This is a genomic window from Bradyrhizobium sp. NBAIM01 (assembly GCF_020194115.1).
GTDB classification, from domain to species: Bacteria; Pseudomonadota; Alphaproteobacteria; order Rhizobiales; family Xanthobacteraceae; genus Bradyrhizobium; species Bradyrhizobium yuanmingense.
Genome location: NZ_JADYVU010000005.1, coordinates 476279 through 493361 on the forward strand (window position 1 = coordinate 476279; position 17083 = coordinate 493361).

16 protein-coding genes are annotated in these 17083 nt (G+C 64.8%); 12 read left to right on the forward strand and 4 right to left on the reverse strand.

Translation table 11 applies throughout. The features are described 5' to 3' along the window. Positions 1-25: 25 nt before the first annotated feature. The gene (gene glpX, locus I6F31_RS20085) at positions 26-1027 is read left to right on the forward strand and encodes a class II fructose-bisphosphatase (protein WP_036022942.1); all 1002 of its coding nucleotides are present in this window, start codon (positions 26-28) and stop codon (positions 1025-1027) included. A gap of 64 nt (positions 1028-1091) precedes the next feature. On the opposite strand, the gene I6F31_RS20090 is transcribed toward glpX, so the two are convergent. Continuing rightward, complete coding sequence (locus I6F31_RS20090) at positions 1092-2114, reverse strand: hypothetical protein (RefSeq protein ID WP_225113557.1); 1023 nt, start codon at positions 2112-2114, stop codon at positions 1092-1094. A gap of 337 nt (positions 2115-2451) precedes the next feature. Here I6F31_RS20090 and I6F31_RS20095 point away from each other — a divergent pair, with 337 nt between their 5' ends. Further along, positions 2452-3180: a haloacid dehalogenase type II gene (locus I6F31_RS20095; RefSeq protein ID WP_036022944.1), complete on the forward strand. Its 729-nt coding sequence runs from the start codon at positions 2452-2454 to the stop codon at positions 3178-3180. Positions 3181-3203: 23 nt separating this feature from the next. Beyond that, positions 3204-3713, forward strand: a complete 510-nt coding sequence (locus I6F31_RS20100) for a DUF4269 domain-containing protein (RefSeq protein ID WP_109143886.1) — start codon at positions 3204-3206, stop codon at positions 3711-3713. Between the two features lie 62 nt (positions 3714-3775). On the opposite strand, the gene I6F31_RS20105 is transcribed toward I6F31_RS20100, so the two are convergent. After that, positions 3776-4747, reverse strand: coding sequence for an MBL fold metallo-hydrolase (locus I6F31_RS20105; protein WP_036022946.1), 972 nt, complete (start codon positions 4745-4747; stop codon positions 3776-3778). 218 nt (positions 4748-4965) lie between these two features. Then, entirely contained in the window at positions 4966-5631 is a 666-nt protein-coding gene (locus I6F31_RS20110) for a GntR family transcriptional regulator (protein ID WP_036022947.1), read from the reverse strand. Positions 5632-5748: 117 nt separating this feature from the next. Between I6F31_RS20110 and I6F31_RS20115 the strand changes: the two genes are divergently transcribed. From I6F31_RS20115 to I6F31_RS20150, 8 genes are all read left to right on the forward strand, one after another. Next, entirely contained in the window at positions 5749-6543 is a 795-nt protein-coding gene (locus tag I6F31_RS20115; RefSeq protein ID WP_225186001.1) for an enoyl-CoA hydratase/isomerase family protein, read from the forward strand. Positions 6544-6552: 9 nt separating this feature from the next. Continuing rightward, positions 6553-7812: a CoA transferase gene (locus tag I6F31_RS20120; RefSeq protein ID WP_225140679.1), complete on the forward strand. Its 1260-nt coding sequence runs from the start codon at positions 6553-6555 to the stop codon at positions 7810-7812. Between the two features lie 51 nt (positions 7813-7863). Then, on the forward strand, positions 7864-8856 hold the full coding sequence (locus I6F31_RS20125) for a tripartite tricarboxylate transporter substrate-binding protein (RefSeq protein WP_225140681.1): 993 nt from the start codon (positions 7864-7866) through the stop codon (positions 8854-8856). Between the two features lie 177 nt (positions 8857-9033). Then, positions 9034-9516 carry a tripartite tricarboxylate transporter TctB family protein gene (locus tag I6F31_RS20130; protein WP_225125514.1) on the forward strand — a complete coding sequence of 161 codons (483 nt, stop codon included), beginning with the start codon at positions 9034-9036 and terminating at the stop codon, positions 9514-9516. A gap of 12 nt (positions 9517-9528) precedes the next feature. After that, positions 9529-11067 carry a tripartite tricarboxylate transporter permease gene (locus I6F31_RS20135; protein ID WP_057029102.1) on the forward strand — a complete coding sequence of 513 codons (1539 nt, stop codon included), beginning with the start codon at positions 9529-9531 and terminating at the stop codon, positions 11065-11067. Beyond that, positions 11064-12068, forward strand: coding sequence for a 4-hydroxythreonine-4-phosphate dehydrogenase PdxA (locus tag I6F31_RS20140; protein WP_225186002.1), 1005 nt, complete (start codon positions 11064-11066; stop codon positions 12066-12068). The genes I6F31_RS20135 and I6F31_RS20140 overlap by 4 nt, the downstream gene beginning before the upstream one ends. Positions 12069-12204: 136 nt before the next feature. Then, on the forward strand, positions 12205-12420 hold the full coding sequence (locus I6F31_RS20145; RefSeq protein ID WP_074447910.1) for a hypothetical protein: 216 nt from the start codon (positions 12205-12207) through the stop codon (positions 12418-12420). A gap of 131 nt (positions 12421-12551) precedes the next feature. Further along, complete coding sequence (locus I6F31_RS20150; protein ID WP_225136037.1) at positions 12552-13613, forward strand: glycosyltransferase family 4 protein; 1062 nt, start codon at positions 12552-12554, stop codon at positions 13611-13613. Between the two features lie 188 nt (positions 13614-13801). Here I6F31_RS20150 and I6F31_RS20155 read toward each other — a convergent pair whose 3' ends face one another. Continuing rightward, positions 13802-14878 carry a methyl-accepting chemotaxis protein gene (locus I6F31_RS20155; RefSeq protein WP_225113566.1) on the reverse strand — a complete coding sequence of 359 codons (1077 nt, stop codon included), beginning with the start codon at positions 14876-14878 and terminating at the stop codon, positions 13802-13804. 286 nt (positions 14879-15164) lie between these two features. Between I6F31_RS20155 and recJ the strand changes: the two genes are divergently transcribed. Continuing rightward, positions 15165-17006 carry a single-stranded-DNA-specific exonuclease RecJ gene (recJ, locus tag I6F31_RS20160; protein WP_225146763.1) on the forward strand — a complete coding sequence of 614 codons (1842 nt, stop codon included), beginning with the start codon at positions 15165-15167 and terminating at the stop codon, positions 17004-17006. Positions 17007-17083 lie beyond the last annotated feature (77 nt).

Sequence of the window (17083 nt, forward strand, 5' to 3'; positions counted from 1 at the left end):
CCAAACGTTTCGAAGGAGTAAGCCGATGTCGACCCATATTGAAGTCCCCCCGCACGCCTTGCTCGAGCGCATTCTCACGCTGGAGATCGTGCGGGTGACGGAGCGGGCGGCGGTGTCGTCGGCGCGGTTGCGCGGCCACGGCAACGAGAAGGCGGCCGACCAGGCCGCCGTCGACGCCATGAGGCGCGAGCTCAACAAGCTGCCGATCCAGGGCACCATCGTGATCGGCGAGGGCGAACGCGACGAGGCGCCGATGCTCTATATCGGCGAGCAGGTCGGCCTCAAGGCAGGTCCCGAGGTCGATATCGCGGTCGACCCGCTCGAAGGCACCACGCTGTGCGCCAAGAACATGCCGGGCTCGATCGCCACCATGGCGATGGCTGACGGCGGCACGCTGCTGCACGCCCCCGACGTCTACATGCAGAAGCTCGCGATCGGCCCCGGCTACGACAAGGGCGTCGTCGATCTCGATGCCTCGCCGGCCGACAATGTCCGCCGCCTCGCCAAGGCCAAGGGCGTGAAGCCCGAGGGCATCACCGTTCTCGTGCTCGACCGTCCGCGCCATGCCGACATCATTTCGAGCGTGCGCTCGACCGGTGCGGCCGTACGCCTGATCACCGACGGCGACGTTGCCGGCGTCATCCATTGCGCCGACCCCGACAACACCGGCGTCGACATGTATCTCGGCACCGGCGGTGCACCGGAAGGCGTGCTCGCCGCCGTGGCGCTGCGCTGCATCGGCGGCCAGATGCAGTGCCGCCTCATCCTCGATTCCGAGGAGAAGCGCGAGCGCGCCGCCAAGATGGGCGTCAACGATCCCAAGATGATCTACGGCATCGAGGACATGGCACGCGGCGACTGCCTGTTCGCCGCCACCGGCGTCACCACGGGCTCGCTGCTCTCAGGCGTCAAGTTCCGCAAGGACGGTGTGATCGAGACCGAGACGGTGGTGATGCGCTCCGTCACCGGCACCGTGCGCTACATCAAGGCCGAGCATCGCGAGCTGGCAAAGTTCCATCTGGATTGAGGCCGCGGTCATCCGCGCGCGATTGCTCGGCGCTTTGGTCGCAGACGGATCCGTCGTCTGTCTGCTATGGGCTGCGATGCGGTGCCGGGGCGAACATGTGCAGGTCGCGCAACATCAGAGCCAGCATGACGGCCCCCTGGAGCTGCCCAACCTCATCGGCCCAGGGCTGAAGAATGGACTTCGCGGTCGCCATGTCTCCGCGCGCGAGCGCGCTGCGCGCGTTTATGTCGGCCTCGGCATAGGTGTCAGTTGCAATCATACGGGACAGCGCCTGCGCGAGGCCTTCATCGAAGCTCTCCAGGCGTACTTCGGAGACGTAGTGATCAGGCTTGAGACCGATTTTGTTTCTTGGATGCGCCGGATCGAAATGCCCAACCTTTGCCAGCATGATCAGCAGAGGATGATTTCCGGCGATGGAAGGAGGAATGATCGGATAGGTCCTGATTCTCCCCGATCGATCATCAAGAGATGAGAAGGAGATGACCGGCCCAAGGTTGAAGCGCGACTTGCGATGGAGCACAGCAACGCGATGGTCGATCTCGGAGTCCGGTTTGAACACCTCACCGTTCTTGAAGCTCGCGTCGGGGTCGGCAGCGATGAGAAATGCCGAGAGCTGGGCAACCCGGCCGGTGACGGTGCGTTCGTCAAGCCCGTCCACCTCAAACTCGATCTCTCGTCCAGCGAACGCGGACAATCCGAGCGTATAAGCTCCCAGGGTCTTGCCGGAACGGAAGGGGACGATGTCCATCCACAATCCGAACGGCTGATCTGGATACGCCTCGAACGCGCGGCTTGACTGCTCCAGCCACATCTCGGGGGAACGGCCGATTTTTCCGTCCCAGATGACGGCGACAACATTAGGCAGTGCCGCAACCACGGCACCCACAAAGGCGGTCGTGAGGTACGTATTCTCGGCAAAATCCAGCGCTTTCGTTTCCGTATTGCCTTCGGCAGAGCCCATCGGCGCGACCACGAGGTGCGCACGATGGCGTCGAGCGGCGTGGAAAGCTTCCGGCCACAGCCAGGAAGCCCGCTCCCACAATTGCTGATCGAAAGGTATCGGCGCAGGCATCAGGAGGATCGTCATGAGATGATCTCCTGCGCGGATGAACAGGGGACCGTCAGCACCGTCGCTCGGTGCGAAGGTGCTACGGTTCCAGCGTATGTCGGCATGACGAACGCGTAAGAACTGGATCAAAGCCTCCTCGTCCGGGAGGCGGGCATCCTCGAGCAATATGTATGCGACAGAGACGGTTGTCATGGCCGGTGCGCTTCACCCCGACGAGTTGAGGTAGGCGACCAAACTCGTCCCTCACGTGCTTGATGCGCCGAACTAGCGCTATTGTTGCATGGAACGGATCATGCTTTAAAGCCCTCGATCTCGGCCGGCTAGCCGGGCCAAAACAAAATCAGCGGAGCGAAGCATGACCACACCATCCAATCTCTCCGCCGTCAAAGCCCTCGTCTTCGACGTGTTCGGCACAGTCGTGGACTGGCGCACCAGCCTGATTACCGACTTCATGTGGTGGAGCAAGCAGCGCGGCATCACCGCCGATTGGACCGCGCTGGTCGACGGCTGGCGCGGCATGTACATGGCCTCGATGGACGACGTGCGCCAACATCCCGAGCGCGGCTACGTCATGCTCGACGATCTGCATCGCCGCTCGCTGGAGCAGTTGGTCGATCAATTCGCGATCAGGGGCCTCACCGAGGCCGATCTCGACTACCTCACCAAAGGCTGGCACCGCCTGCATCCCTGGCCCGACAGCGTCGCCGGCTTGATGCGGCTGAAATCAAAGTTCGTGATCTCGCCGCTCTCGAACGGCAACGTCGCGCTGCTCACCAACATGGCGAAGTTCGCCGGCCTGCCGTGGGACCTCATCATGTCGGCCGAGCTGTTCGAGCACTACAAGCCCGATCCGGAAACCTATCTCGGCGCAGCAAAGCTGCTCTGCCTCAAGCCGGAAGAGGTGATGATGGTCGCGGCCCACAATGGCGATCTCGCTGCCGCCCAGAAGAACGGATTGAAGACCGCCTTCGTGGCGCGACCGACCGAATACGGCCCGCTTCAGAAGGTCGATTTCGAAGCAACCGGCAAGTGGGACATCGTCGCGAAGGATTTTGGCGGCATCGCCGATCAGCTCGGCTGCTGACATTCGCGGCGCAGCGGCGATCAATGGACTACGAAAGTGCGATCGGCAGTTCGGGATTGCTCGACGAGCTGCGGGAGTTCGATCCACGCGTGGTCGGGACGCTGCCTTTGGGGCTTGCGACGCCATTGAGCGACATCGATGTCGTCTGCCATGTTCTGGACGCGGTGGCTTTCGCCGAAGTGATCTGGCGCCGGTACCGCGCCTGTGGCGGGTTTGCGCTCTACCAATGGTGCTCCAGCCGGCGGCCGGTGGTCGCCCGCTTCGAGTGGGACGGCTGGCCGTTCGAGCTGTTCGGCGATCCCAGGCCGGTCGATCAGCAGGAAGGCTGGCTGCACTTCGAAATCGAGCGGAGATTGCTCGCGCTCGACGACGGGCGTCTGCGCAAAGCCGTGGCCGACCATAGGGCGCGCGGGATGAAGACCGAGCCCGCGTTTGCCGCCGCGCTCGGCATTGCCGGGGACCCGTATTCCGCATTGCTTGCATTGGGCCGTGAGAGCGACGCCCAGCTGCGGGCCCGCCTGGAGTGCCTGTAAGGTTCGCCGCGTGGGACCGCACAGATCCGGGCGGCTCGCGCCGCCCGGATCTGAACTGACGGCTACAACGTCATCTTCATCGGCTCCGGATAGTAGCGGAAACCATCTCCGGCTTTGGCGACATGGCCATAGCCTGGCCAGGCGAAGTGATAGGACATCACCGGGATCTTGTTCGCCGCCAGCATCGTCAGCAGCTTGACGCGCGACTCCGCCGCCTGCTTCGGGTCGGAATCGTAGGAGAACTCCATCCGTGGCTTCTCCAGCAGCAGCACCGAATGGTGCGAGAGATCGCCGAGGAAGGCGAACGACTTGCCGGCCGACGTCACCATGAAGATGGTGTGGCCGACGGTGTGGCCGGGGGCCGCGATCGCCTGCACGCCGGGCAGGAATTCCTCGCCATCCTTGAAGAATTTGATCCGATCCCGGACCGGCAGCAGGTTCTTGCGGGCGTGGATGACGAAATCCTTGGCCGCGCTGCCGAGCTTGCCTTCGTCGGTCCAGAAGTCGAAATCGCTCTGGGCAATGTAGACTTGCGCGTTGGGGAACAGCGGCTTGCCGCCCTCGTCGACGATGCCGCCGATATGATCGATATGGGCATGCGAGCATACGACGGCATCGATGTCGCCCGGCTTGATGCCGGCCTCCGTCATGCTCTTCTGCTGCCGTCCGGTGCTGGCGCCGAACATCTTCGATGAGCCCATGCCCGTGTCGAACAGGATGAGCTTGTCACCGGTGTTCACGATCGGAGAGTTCTGTTCGAGCACGACATTGTCCGGCGACAGGAAATTGTCGGCCAGCATCTTCTTGACCTCTTCCTTGGGAACGCCGGTGAAGGTCCCGGAGGGATCGCCGAGCGGAAGCGGTCCGTCGGATACGACGGTCACCTCGGCATCGCCGAGAATGAAGCGGTGCCAGTAGGGCGTCTGAGTGCCGAGCTTGGGCGCCCGCGCCATCGCGCTGCTGCCGAGCATGGCGCTGGCGCCGAGACCGGCCCCAAGTGCGAGTAGGGACCGACGCGAGACATCGAGTGTCATTCTTTTCCTCCGCTTTCGTCTTTTGTTTTGCGCAATCGTTGGCGCGGTAAGCGGCCGCCCGATCGGCCACGTGGCCGGAGGGCGGCGGAAAGCATGCTGCGCCGGTTGCGACAAGCTAGCAAGTGGAATTACCCGGTACGGCACGCTGAACGAGAACGATAGCCGGAGCGCGAAAGCGACGTCCAAAGGCAGGCTGCGCCAAGGCGCGGAATTGCGCGTTACGCAATTCTCAACGTGACGTCATTGCCTTCCGTCTCGGCAAAGCCCGCCTGCAGCACCTCTTCGCGCTTGTGACGCAGATGCGCACGCAGGATGTGGGCGAGCCCGACACCGTCGCGGCGCTGAAGCGCGTTCAGGATTGCCTCGTGCTCCTTCACGGCGAGCGCCCAGCGCTGCGCCGTCATCGGCGTGACATAGCGCGCGCGCCGGATGCGCGCGGTCACCGAGGCGTAAAGCCCGGCGAGCACAGGATTTCCCGCTGCGGTCACGATGGCTTCGTGAATGGCGCGATTGCCACGGTAGTACTGGATCAGGTCGCGCTCGCGATAATGCTGCACCATGTCCGCATGTGCGGCGGCGATCGCATCGATCTCGGCGTCGCTGATGCGCTCGCAGGCGAGTTCGCCCGCGAGAGCCTCCAAGCCCTGGCAGACCTCGAACAGGTCGCGCATGTCCTTGTCGGTCAGCTTTGCTGCCCGCGAGCCGCGATGCGGCAGCAGCTGCACGAGCCCTTCCGCCGCCAGCACCTTGAGCGCCTCGCGCAGCGGCGTCCGCGAGATCTCGAGCCGCTCGCACAGCTCGCGCTCGGGAATCCGCGCGCCCGGCGGGATTTCGCCGTCGAGCAGGATGGCGCGGATGCGGTTGACGACCTCGTCGTGAAGCATGGCTCTGAGCTCTGTTTTGAATGCAAAAATGAACTTATACGCCCATATGGCCAAGTTCCAGCTTGAAAATTCAGAGTTTTGCATTCAAAAATGTAAAAAACAGAAAGGTATGAGGAAATGGACCTGCAAGTGGCGGCAGAAGACCTCGTGTTCGAGCGCGACGGCGGCATCGGGCGGATCACCTTCAACCGTCCGCAGGCCCGCAATGCCTTCACGTTCGCCATGTACGAGCGGCTCGCCGCGATCTGCGAGGAGGCCAATCGCGACCATGACATCAAGGTGCTGGTGCTGCGGGGGGCCGGCGACAAGGCCTTCGCCTCGGGCACCGACATCAATCAGTTTCGCGAATTCAGGACGCCGCAGGACGCCGTCGACTACGAGAACCGCATCGACCGCGTGCTGACCACACTCGAGCAATGCCGGGTCGCCACGATCGCGGCGATCAACGGGTTCTGTACCGGCGGCGGGGCCGGCATTGCCGCGGCCTGCGACCTCCGCATCGGCACAAAAGCTGCGAAGATCGGATTCCCCATCGCCAGGACGCTCGGCAATTGCCTGTCGATGTCCAATGTCAGCCGTCTCACCGCACTGATCGGCGCCGCGCGCGTCAAGGATCTCATCTTCACCGCACGCCTCGTCGATGCCGGGGAGGCCGCAAGCGTCGGGCTGCTCGGCGAGGTCGTCGACGATCTTGCCGCCCTTGAACGACGTGCAGACGAGGTGGCCCGGCTCGTCGCGAGCCATGCGCCGTTGACGCTGAATGCGACCAAGCAGGCTGTCAGCCGTCTGCAGCGCCGGTTGACGCAGGACGAGGGCGAAGACCTCATCCTGATGTGCTACACGAGCCAGGATTTTCGCGAAGGGCTCGATGCTTTCCTCAACAAGCGCGCGCCGCAATGGCGCGGCCAATAGGACGAGCCGATGCAAAGCGATCCATCGCAATCCACCTCCCGCCGTTCGGGACCGCTGGCCGGCCTCAAGGTCATTGATCTCACTCACGTCATGGCGGGACCGACCTGCACCTTGATGCTCGCCGACATGGGCGCCGACGTGATCAAGATCGAGAAATGGCCGAACGGCGACGACACCCGTCATTCGGTGCCGCCGAAGATCGGGGACGAGGCGGCCTCCTTCCTGATGATGAACCGCAACAAGCGCGGCATCGTGCTGGACCTGAAGACCGACGGCGGCAAAGAGGTGCTGCGCCGGCTGATCGCCGATGCCGACGTGCTGGTCGAGAACTTTGCGCCGGGCGCGATGGAGCGCCTCGGCTTCGGCTATGAGGCGCTGCACGCGGAATTCCCGGCGCTGATCTATTGCTCGCTGTCGGGCTTCGGCCGCACCGGCCCCTACAAGCATCGCAGGGGGTTCGATCTCGTCGCGCAAGCCATGAGCGGCATCATGAGTTTTACCGGCGAGCGGCCCGACGGTCCGCCCGTCAAGTGCGGCCCGCCGCTGTCGGACATCACCGCCGGCCTGCTCGCGAGCATGGGCATCCTGGCCGCCTACACCCATCGCCTCAAGACCGGTGAAGGCCAATGGGTCGAGACCTCGCTTTATGAAGCCGCCTTGGTGCAGACCTATTGGCAGTCGACCATCGCGCTCGCCGCGGGCACCGCGCCGCGCGCGATGGGCTCGGCGCATCCGCTCAACGCGCCGTACCAGGCGTTTGAAGCCTCGGACGGCTGGCTCGTGGTCGGCGGCGCCAACAAGAAGCATTGGCTGTTGATGCTGGAAGCGCTCGGCGCGAGCGAGCTCGCCGACGATCCGCGCTTCGTCACCGGTGCCGATCGCATGGCCAACCTGAAGGAGCTCGAAGCCGTCCTCAGCGAACGCTTCCGCAAGCAATCGCGGGCGCATTGGCTCGCGGCGCTGGACGAGAAGGGCGTGCCGTGCGGCCCCGTGCACGACATGCTGGAGGCGCTGAGCGATCCGCAGACGCTGGCGCGCGAGATGGTCGTCGAGGTCGAGCACTCCACGCTCGGGTCCGTCAAGACGATCGGGCTTCCCATCAAGTTTTCGGAGACCCCGGGCAAAGTGCGATCAGGCGCACCGGTCTATGGAGAGCACACGAAAGAGGTTCTGGCCGAGCATGGGTTCGACCAGTCACGAATCGAAGCGCTCGAAAAAGAAGGCGCAATCGTCTCGGCCCGGGAACGACGCGAGGAACGCGTCGCCTGACCGGACGTCGATACGACAAAAACAAAAGATAAAGATCAGCTGGAGGAAATCATGGGTCGGACGTCAACATTTCTGCTCTCCGCAGCCGCAGCCGTGCTCGCCGGCACCATGCCGGCGCTCAGCGCCTGGCAACCGCAAAAGCCGATCGAGTTCGTGGCCACCGCCGGCCCCGGCGGCGGCACCGACAATCTCGCGCGCGCGGTGCAGAACATCATCACCAAGCACAAGCTGATCGAGCAACCGATCGTCGTCGTCAACAAGGGGGGCGGCAGTGGCGCTGAAGGCTATGTCTACGGCAAGGCCTCCGCCGGTGATCCCTACAAGGTGATCTTCGGCACCTCGAATGCCTGGCAGCAGCCGCTCGTCTCCAAGGTCGCCTTCAACTACACCGATCTCACGCCGATCGCGGCGATGGCGCAGGACGAGTTCCTGCTCTGGGTCAAGCAGGACGCGCCGTACAAGACTGCGAGCGATTATCTGAAGGCGGCCGCATCGGGCGAATTCAAGATGGGCGGCGCGCAGTCCAAGGACACCGACGAGGTGCTGACGCGCATGATCGAGAAGGTCGGCAAGGTCAAGCTGACCTATATCCCGTTCAAGAGCGGCGCTGAGACCGCTGTGCAGCTCGCCGGCGGACATCTCGACTCCCACGTCAACAACCCCAGCGAAAGCCTCGGGCAATGGCGCGGCAGCACGCAGCGCCCGCTCTGCGTGTTCAGCCCGAAGCGGCTGCCGCAGGGGCCGAAGGTCACCGCAACGGAAGGCTGGGGCGACGTTCCAACCTGCGTCGAGCAGGGCCTCGACATCAAGCAATATGAGCAGCCGCGTACCGTGTGGCTGCCCGGCAAGGTCTCGCCGGAGCAGGCCGCGTTCTATGTCGACCTCATGAAGAAGGTGCAGGCGACGCCGGAGTGGAAGGACTACATCGAGAAGACCTCCCAGGTCGACACGTTCCTCACCGGTGCCGAGCTCGAAAAATTCATCAAGGAGGACCTCGAGCGCATCAAGCAGGTCGCGGGCGAGCAGGGCTGGCTGGTGAGGTGAGGCCGAGGATGGGTTTCGATCGCGCCGCCAACTGTAGCCCTGGTCCTCATCCTGAGGGCCCGCCGGAGGCGGGCGTCTCGAAGGATGGCCGCGGATGCGATGTCTCCTGGAGCCGTCCTTCGACACGCGCGAAAAAGCGCGCTCCTCAGGACGAGGACTGTTTCGCCGGAGCTGCCCATGATCTCCCGTCGCGCGCTTGAACTTGCGACCGCCGTGCTCACCGGCAGCTTCGGCGTGGCCGTCGTCGTCTCCAGCCTCGACAACGGCATCGGCTGGTCCAGCGCAGGCGTGGACGCCGGCACATTCCCGTTCCTGACCGGGATCATCGTCGTGCTCGGCAGCCTCTACAATCTGGTGCGAGGCGTGGTGCCGGCCGCGACGCTCGCAAACGTTCCCATCGCGATCACGTCGATCGAGCTGCGCCGGCTCGTCGGCCTGTTCGTGCCGGCTGCCATCTTCGTCGCTGCGATCCCGCTCGCCGGGATGTACGTCGCCTCCGCTCTCTATGTCTTCGCGGTGCTGGCGATTCCCCGACACCAATCCGTGCCGCGCGCGCTGGCTATGGCAGGAGCTACGGCGCTCGCGCTCTACCTCGTGTTCGAGCGCATGTTCCAGGTCAGTCTGCCGCGCGGCGCACTGGCTTCCGCGCTCGGGTTCTGAGGGAGCAGCGGGATGGACAATCTCCAGGAGCTCCTGCACGGCTTCACCATCGCGGTCACGGTGCCGCATCTGGTCCTGATGGTGGTCGGCGTGCTGCTCGGCATTCTCGTCGGCGTGCTGCCGGGTCTGGGCGCGCCGAACGGCGTGTCGCTGCTCCTGCCGCTCACCTTCGGCATGCAGCCGGTCTCGGCCATCATCCTGCTCTCCAGCATGTATTGGGGCGCGCTATTCGGGGGATCGGTGACCTCCATCCTGTTCAATATCCCGGGGGAGCCGTCGTCGGTGGCGACCACCTTCGACGGCTATCCGATGGCGCGCGACGGCAGGCCGACCACCGCGCTCGCGACCGCCTTCGGTTCGGCGGCGTTCGGCGCGCTGGTCGGCGTCATCCTGATCACCTTCCTCGCCTCCTGGGTGGCGCAGGCTGCGCTCGCGTTCGGGCCGGCCGAGTATTTTGCCGTCTATTTTCTCGCCTTTGCCAGCTTCGTCGGCATGGGCGGTGCGGCGCCGATCAAGACCGTCGTGGCGCTGGCGCTCGGCTTTGCCATCGCCGCCATCGGCATCGACACAGTCTCCGGCAGCGTGCGCCTCACCATGGGCGTGGACGAACTCGTCAAGGGCGTCAGCTTCGTCGTGGCGGTGATGGGCCTGTTCGGCATTGGCGAACTGCTTGTCGCCGTCGAGGAGGAATTTCACGCGCGCGCCGTCTCGTCCAAGATCGATTGGCGCGAGGTGTTTCGCGCCGTCGGCCGCCTGCCGCGGCACGGCGTCGCCCTGCTGCGCAGCGCCGCGATCGGCTGCTGGATGGGCATCACGCCGGGCGGCCCGACCGCGGCCTCCTTCATGAGCTACGGCATCGCGCGCCGCTTTTCACGGCGCGGCCGACATTTCGGCACGGGCGAGGTCGAAGGCATCGTCTCGCCGGAGACGGCCGATCATGCCGCCGGCACCAGCGCGCTGCTGCCGATGCTCTCGCTCGGCATTCCGGGCTCGGCAACCGCGGCCGTGATGATGGGCGGGTTGATGATCTGGGGCCTCAATCCCGGGCCCATGCTGTTCGTGGACCAAAAGGATTTTGTCTGGGGCCTGATCGCCTCGATGTATGTCGGCAACATCGTCGCCGTCGCCCTGGTGCTGCTGACGGTCCCGGTGTTCGCCGCCCTGATGCGGATTCCCTTCGTGGTGATCGCGCCGCTGATCGTGATCATCTGCGTCGTCGGCGCCTATTCGGTGTCGAACTCCTATCTCGACGTCGTCATGATGCTCGGCTTCGGGGTCGTCGGCTATCTCTTCAAGAAGCTGTTCTATCCGCTGGCGCCGCTCGTGCTCGCGATCGTCATCGGCGACAAGGCCGAGGACGCCTTCCGGCAGTCGATGCTGATCTCCAAGGGATCTCTCGGCATTTTCTTTGCGAACAAGCTGGTGACGTGCTTGATCGTGGGCGGCATCGCGCTGCTGCTGCTTCCGCTTCTGTTGCAGCTGCCGCGGCTCTGGCGCAAACCTGCGTCGCCCGCGACCGATGCGCCAGTCCAGGAAAGGGCGATCATATGACCGCAAAGCCGCTGATTGCGCTGGCCATGGGAGATCCAGCCGGCATCAGCCCGGAGCTGACGGCCAAGCTCGTGGCGCAGGACGACATCCGCGCGCGCTGCCGGCTCGTCGTCATCGGCGACCGCCGCATTTTCGACGAGGGCGCGCGCATTGCCGGCGTCAAGCCGGAGCTGAAGATGCTAGAGCAGGGCGCCGATCTTCGCGCAGCGCAGGAAGATGCGCTGTTCGTCGATCTCCGCCACCTCGACCCCAGAGAGGTCGAGCCGAAGAAAGCGACCCTTGCCGGCGGAAAATTTGCGCTGGCCAATTACAGGCATGCGCTCGAGCGCGGCCGCGACGGCCATGTCGACGCGGTCTGCTTCACCCCCTTTAACAAGCAGGCGATGCGCCTTGCCCGTGCCGAGTACGACGACGAGATCGCGTTCTCCGCCGAGGTCGTCGGTCTCAAGACGCCGGCAAGCGAATTCAACGTGCTGGACCGGCTCTGGAACGCACGGGTCACCTCGCACATCCCGCTCAGGGACGTCGCTGCGAAGCTATCCGGCGAACGCATCCATCGCGCGCTCAGACTAACCGATTCCTGCATGCGCAACGCCGGCTTTGCGCGGCCACGCATCGCGGTCGCAGGCCTCAACCCCCATGCCGGCGACGGCGGCAATTTCGGCCGCGAGGAGATCGACGTGATTGCGCCGGTGGTCGCAGCAAGCCAGAGCGAGGGCATTGCCGCGGAGGGACCGTTTCCGGCCGACACCGTGTTCCTGCGCGCCAAGGCCGGCGCCTTCGATGCCGTGCTGACGATGTATCACGACCAGGGCCAGATCGCGATGAAGCTGATGGGTTTCGCTCGCGGCGTGACCTTGCTCGGCGGCTTCCCGTTCCCGATCTGCACGCCCGCGCACGGCACCGCCTACGACATCGCGGGTCAAGGTATCGCATCGATTGGCGCCAGCCGCGCGGCGTTGCTGCTCGCCGCGGAGATGGCGGCGCGTCGTCTCGGCTGAACTTGCACGCGCGAAGGGAGCGACCGCTGATTGCGCTCGCCTTGCGCGCAGACTTAGACTTTAGGGAAAAACTGGAAACTTCCGCCGTCGCGAGGAGTTGGCGCCCCATGAACATCTTCCACGTCGGAGCTGGAACATGGTCGACGACAGCCCGCTACGAACAGCGGTGGACACCGCTTGGTGCGTGTACCTTGCCCGGCATCGCAGCGTCGATGCAGCGGATGGCCGTCGTTGCCTGCTCGAGCGTCATCTGCAAGGGAGGCGGGAAGCGCGCGAGAGTAACGGTGATGCCCAGGAACTCGCAGCATTCGGGCTTGCCTATCTCGAGCGGCTTTCCGATGACGAATGTTGAGGCTCATCGAGGGCGGTATCTGTCGGCTGGCTAGCGCGAGCGCAAGGCCGGATTGGACCTTGCTCGCGATTTCGAACCTTCTGTCTGCGGCCATCGTGCTGATCGTGCGTTCAGCGATATAGCGAGCTCCAATGCGTATCGCCCAGCTGGCTCCGCTTGCCGAAAGCGTCCCTCCGAAGCTCTACGGCGGCACCGAGCGGGTGGTAGCCTGGCTTGTGGATGAGCTTGTCGAGCTCGGTCACGACGTCACGCTGTTTGCCAGCGGTGACTCCCGAACGAGAGGCAAACTCCACCCGGTATGGCCACGCGCGCTGCGTCTCGGCCGGAAGGGCGCCGATCCGAACGCAGCCTGCGCGATGCTGCTGGAAGCGATCGCGAGACGAGCCAACGACTTCGACGTGATCCACGCCCATCTCGACTGGCTTCCGCTGCCGTTGCTCAGTCGCGTTGGCGTACCGTTCCTGACGACCATGCACGGCCGCCTTGACTTGCCTGGCTTGCCTGACGTGGTTCGGCAGTTCCCAGAAGCATGCTTCGTGTCGATCTCGGATCACCAGCGCCTGCCGCTTCCGGATGCGAAATGGATTGGGACGATCCAGCACGGGCTGCCGTCGGAGCTGTTGGACCCATCCTATGAGGAGGGATCCTATCTGGCGTTTCTTGGCCGTCTCACGGAGGATAAGGGTCCGGAGGACGCCATCCGCATCGCGCACGCAGCCCGGATGCCTCTTCGCATCGCCGCGAAGATTCCACGCGCCGAGACTGCCTACTTCAGGAAACACCTTGCGCCCCGGATCGACGGCGAGATGATCCAGCTTATCGGCGAAGTCGACGACGTGAAGAAGCAATCATTCCTTGGCGGAGCAGCCGCTCTGCTATTTCCGATCGCTTGGCCGGAGCCTTTCGGGCTGGTCATGATCGAGGCGATGGCGTGCGGAACGCCCGTGATCGCCTATCGCTCCGGCTCTGTCCCTGAGGTCATCGAGCACGGCCTAACCGGTTTCATCGTCGAGAACGAGGAGCAGGCGGTCAAGGCGGTCGGCGAATTGGGCAAGCTGGATCGAAGGAGAGTGCGCGCCCGCTTCGAGGAACGCTTCACCGCATACCGAATGGCGCGCCAGTACGAAGATCAGTACCGCAAGCTGGCTGCCGCGGCAGCTCGGAAGGTCAACACGCAAATGTCGGAAAGGTGAAGGGAGGCGGCGATGTCGCTGTGCTAGATCGCCGCGCCCAATGAGGTGTCGCCGAGCCGGATTCCTTCTGTTTTGCCCGACGTGTCAAAGAATCTTCGCGCGTGCAAAAACAGCGAGGTAAGACAACCCCTTGGCTACTGTGCATGGGGTTGTTTTCGCGAGTTTTGATCGAGGCGGGCCCGCTCGCCTCACGCGCCGCAGACGATCACGCCGTACCAGCCGAGCCCGCGATAGGTCTCGTAGCCTGGGGTGGCATGGAACGCGACCAGTGTGCCCGTGCGTTCCTGATAGAAGCCGGAGCGCTGGCCGTTCAGCGACAGCGAGATGCGTTCGCTGAGGATGCCCTGGCCGTCGGAGGCCGCGATCACGCGAAAATTGGAATCGACCAGCAGCACGCGCGCCTTGTCGCTGTCGCCGACGCGCACGCCCTGCACGATGGCGCGGGCCTGCGGCTCCCAGTCGAAATGGATGGCGAGCACCCCGATCGGTGCGCCATGAGCCTGGCCGCCGGCGCGGACGCTGGCGCAATAGGTCGCGACCTGCGCATTGCCGAGCAGCGGCTGGTTCTCGACGTCGCCGGCGACATAATCGTCGCCGGAGCGAAGGCCTTTCGCATCGCGAAACCATCTGGTGTGGGCGACGTTCTGGCCGACGACGCGGAAGCGGTCGGCGCGGCCGTTGGCGATGACGTTGCCGTCGAGGTCGCAGAGCCAGAGATCGAGATAGACGGTGTAGGCCCCGAGGATCACGCCGAGGCGCTGCGAGGCATGGGAGACGGCCGCAGCACTGGGCGAGGCCGCGCAATCGACCACGGCGGAATCGGTCGCCCACCAGCGCACATCGCAGGTGCGTTCGTAGAGATTGCGGTCGATCAGCTCGATCGCGTTGAGCGACAGGTCGACCATGCGCTCGCCGCGGGAGCGCTGGCTCATGCGGTCGATCGAGGCGACGAGATCGCCGGTGCGTTTGGTCAATTGGGTCTCGAGCTCGCGGGCGATGGTCTCGACCTGCTGGCCGACGCCGCGCACCTCCTGCGCCACCACCGCAAAGCCCGCGCCTTGCGCGCCGGCGCGCGAGCTCTCGATCAGCGCGTTGAGCGCCAGCATCTTCATCTGGTTGGTGATCTGCTGGATCGACTTGGTCTTGTCGACCGCGATCTGGTTGACCTCGGCGGTGAGACGGTTGATCAGCGCGGAGATGTCGGAATCATCGTCCGCGGGCTCGGTGGCGATCGGCTTGGCTTTCAGACCCAGCGCAGCAGACATCGGGGACTTCCCTTGGCAATGAGGTCTGATCTGCAATGAACCCGGAACAACGACTTACAGATCGAATACGATTCTTTTTCGAGGATTCCGCCTAACGCCTGCTTAATTTGCTGTTTGACGGGATGCCTAAATGATAGTCAGTGCGCCCGTCGGGGCGGCCATCCACCGCTTTGTGCGGCCGGACCGTTGCAAATCCGTCCCGGATGCCGACCAATCCCCTGAAGCCAGTGACTCTGCGTTCGCGTGACCGCCTGGCCCTTCGAGTTCCCCAACATCTGCCTCTGTCATGACGCCGCCAGCCACCGCCTTGCCTATCGAAGCGCCCCAGGCCTTCCTGGGCGTGGCGCGCTCGCTCACCGACAAGCTGTGGCGCGACCGGCTTGATGCCCGCGGGGCAGCCCAGGCGCTCGCCATCGTGCAGCGGCACCAATTGCCGGAACTGCTGGCGCGGGTACTGGCGGGCCGCGGTGTCGACATCGACGCGGTGTCCGACTTTCTCGATCCGACCATCCGAAAGCTGCTGCCGGACCCGTTCACGGTGACGGAGATGGAGGCCGCTGCCAAACGCATTGCGGATGCCGCGACCAAGGGCGAGAAGGTTGCGATCTTCGGCGACTACGACGTCGACGGCGCGACCTCGGCGGCGCTGCTGGCCTGGCATCTGCGCCATTGCGGGCTCGATCCGCTGATCCATATTCCCGACCGGATTTTCGAGGGCTATGGCCCCAACACGGAAGCGGTGCGCGCGCTCGCGGCCAAGGGCGCCACGCTGCTGATCACAGTCGATTGCGGCACCACCAGCATAGAGCCGCTCGCCGAGGCCAAGCGCCTCGGCATGTCCGTGGTCGTGATCGACCATCACCAGGCTGGCACGGAGCTGCCGGTGGTGGATGCGCTGGTCAATCCGAACCGGCTCGACGATCTCTCCGGCCTCGGTCATCTCGCCGCCGTCGGCCTCGTGCTGGTGACGCTGGTGGCGGTCAATCGCGAGCTGCGCCAGCGCGGCTTCTGGACCAGCGAGATGCCCGAGCCCGATCTCCTGGGCATGCTGCATCACGTCGCGCTCGGCACCGTCGCCGACGTCGCGCCGCTGATCGGTCTCAACCGCGCCTTCGTCGCCAAGGGGCTGATCGCGATGCGGCGGCGCGACCATGTCGGCCACACCGCGCTGATGGACGTGGCGCGGCTCAATGGCCCGCCGGAGGCCTGGCATCTCGGCTTCATGCTGGGCCCGCGTGTCAATGCCGGTGGCCGTATCGGCCGCGCCGATCTCGGCGTGCGGCTGCTGCTCGAAGGCGACAGCGTCGAGGCAGCGCGGATCGCGGCCGAGCTCGACCGTCTCAACAGCGAACGTCGCGTCATCGAGCAGGCGGCGGAAGCCCAGGCCGAAGCCGAGGCGCTGGCCTCGATCGGGCTGGAGGACAAGCTCGCCGTCATCGTCACGGCCTCGGAAGGCTGGCATCCCGGCGTGGTCGGCCTCGTTGCCTCCCGCCTGAAGGAGAAGTTCTCGCGGCCGGCCTTTGCCATTGCGCTGGAGCCGGGGGGGATCGGCACCGGCTCGGGCCGCTCGATCGCCGGCGTCGATCTCGGCAAGGCGGTGCGGCAGGCGGTCGCCGACGGCATCCTGCTCAAGGGCGGCGGCCACGCGATGGCCGCGGGCGTGACGCTGCGCAAGGAGAAGCTCGCCGAATTCCGCGCCTATCTCGAGACCGCGCTGGCGCGCGACGTCGCCGAGGCGCGCCACGTCAACGAGCTCTATATCGACGGCGCAGTCACCGCCCGTGCGGTGACGCCGGAGCTTGCGGCGACGCTCAATCGCGCCGGTCCCTTCGGCAGCGGCAATCCGGAGCCGGTGCTGGCGCTGCCGGCGCACCAGCTCGTGTTTGCCGACGAGGTCGGCCAGTCGCATCTGCGCCTGCGCTTCAAGGCGGGCGACGGCGCCATCGTCAACGGCATCGCGTTCCGTTCAGTCGGCCAAAAGCTCGGCAATGCGCTGCTCGCCAATCGCGGCCAGCAGATGCATGTCGCGGGCTCGTTGTCGGTCGATCGCTACCAGGGCGCCGAGCGCGTGCAATTCCGTGTCGTCGACGTCGCGCTACCGGATCAGGGGCCATCCGTGATTAGATGATGCATGATCCGGAAAAGTGCGAAGCGGTTTTCCGACAACGATCAAGAGACAACGGTTCCAAACAACAAAAAAGGGAG

Excerpts from the sequence above, each read along its gene's own strand:
- I6F31_RS20155 (WP_225113566.1), bottom strand. The coding sequence starts at position 14,878 with ATGTCTGCTGCGCTGGGTCTGAAAGCCAAGCCGATCGCCACCGAGCCC.
- I6F31_RS20150 (WP_225136037.1), top strand. The coding sequence starts at position 12,552 with ATGCGTATCGCCCAGCTGGCTCCGCTTGCCGAAAGCGTCCCTCCGAAG.
- I6F31_RS20115 (WP_225186001.1), top strand. The coding sequence starts at position 5,749 with ATGGACCTGCAAGTGGCGGCAGAAGACCTCGTGTTCGAGCGCGACGGC.
- I6F31_RS20125 (WP_225140681.1), top strand. The coding sequence starts at position 7,864 with ATGGGTCGGACGTCAACATTTCTGCTCTCCGCAGCCGCAGCCGTGCTC.
- I6F31_RS20135 (WP_057029102.1), top strand. The coding sequence starts at position 9,529 with ATGGACAATCTCCAGGAGCTCCTGCACGGCTTCACCATCGCGGTCACG.
- I6F31_RS20140 (WP_225186002.1), top strand. The coding sequence starts at position 11,064 with ATGACCGCAAAGCCGCTGATTGCGCTGGCCATGGGAGATCCAGCCGGC.
- I6F31_RS20110 (WP_036022947.1), bottom strand. The coding sequence starts at position 5,631 with ATGCTTCACGACGAGGTCGTCAACCGCATCCGCGCCATCCTGCTCGAC.
- I6F31_RS20105 (WP_036022946.1), bottom strand. The coding sequence starts at position 4,747 with ATGACACTCGATGTCTCGCGTCGGTCCCTACTCGCACTTGGGGCCGGT.
- glpX (WP_036022942.1), top strand. The coding sequence starts at position 26 with ATGTCGACCCATATTGAAGTCCCCCCGCACGCCTTGCTCGAGCGCATT.
- I6F31_RS20120 (WP_225140679.1), top strand. The coding sequence starts at position 6,553 with ATGCAAAGCGATCCATCGCAATCCACCTCCCGCCGTTCGGGACCGCTG.
- I6F31_RS20130 (WP_225125514.1), top strand. The coding sequence starts at position 9,034 with ATGATCTCCCGTCGCGCGCTTGAACTTGCGACCGCCGTGCTCACCGGC.
- I6F31_RS20090 (WP_225113557.1), bottom strand. The coding sequence starts at position 2,114 with ATGACGATCCTCCTGATGCCTGCGCCGATACCTTTCGATCAGCAATTG.
- I6F31_RS20145 (WP_074447910.1), top strand. The coding sequence starts at position 12,205 with ATGGTCGACGACAGCCCGCTACGAACAGCGGTGGACACCGCTTGGTGC.
- recJ (WP_225146763.1), top strand. The coding sequence starts at position 15,165 with ATGACGCCGCCAGCCACCGCCTTGCCTATCGAAGCGCCCCAGGCCTTC.
- I6F31_RS20095 (WP_036022944.1), top strand. The coding sequence starts at position 2,452 with ATGACCACACCATCCAATCTCTCCGCCGTCAAAGCCCTCGTCTTCGAC.
- I6F31_RS20100 (WP_109143886.1), top strand. The coding sequence starts at position 3,204 with ATGGACTACGAAAGTGCGATCGGCAGTTCGGGATTGCTCGACGAGCTG.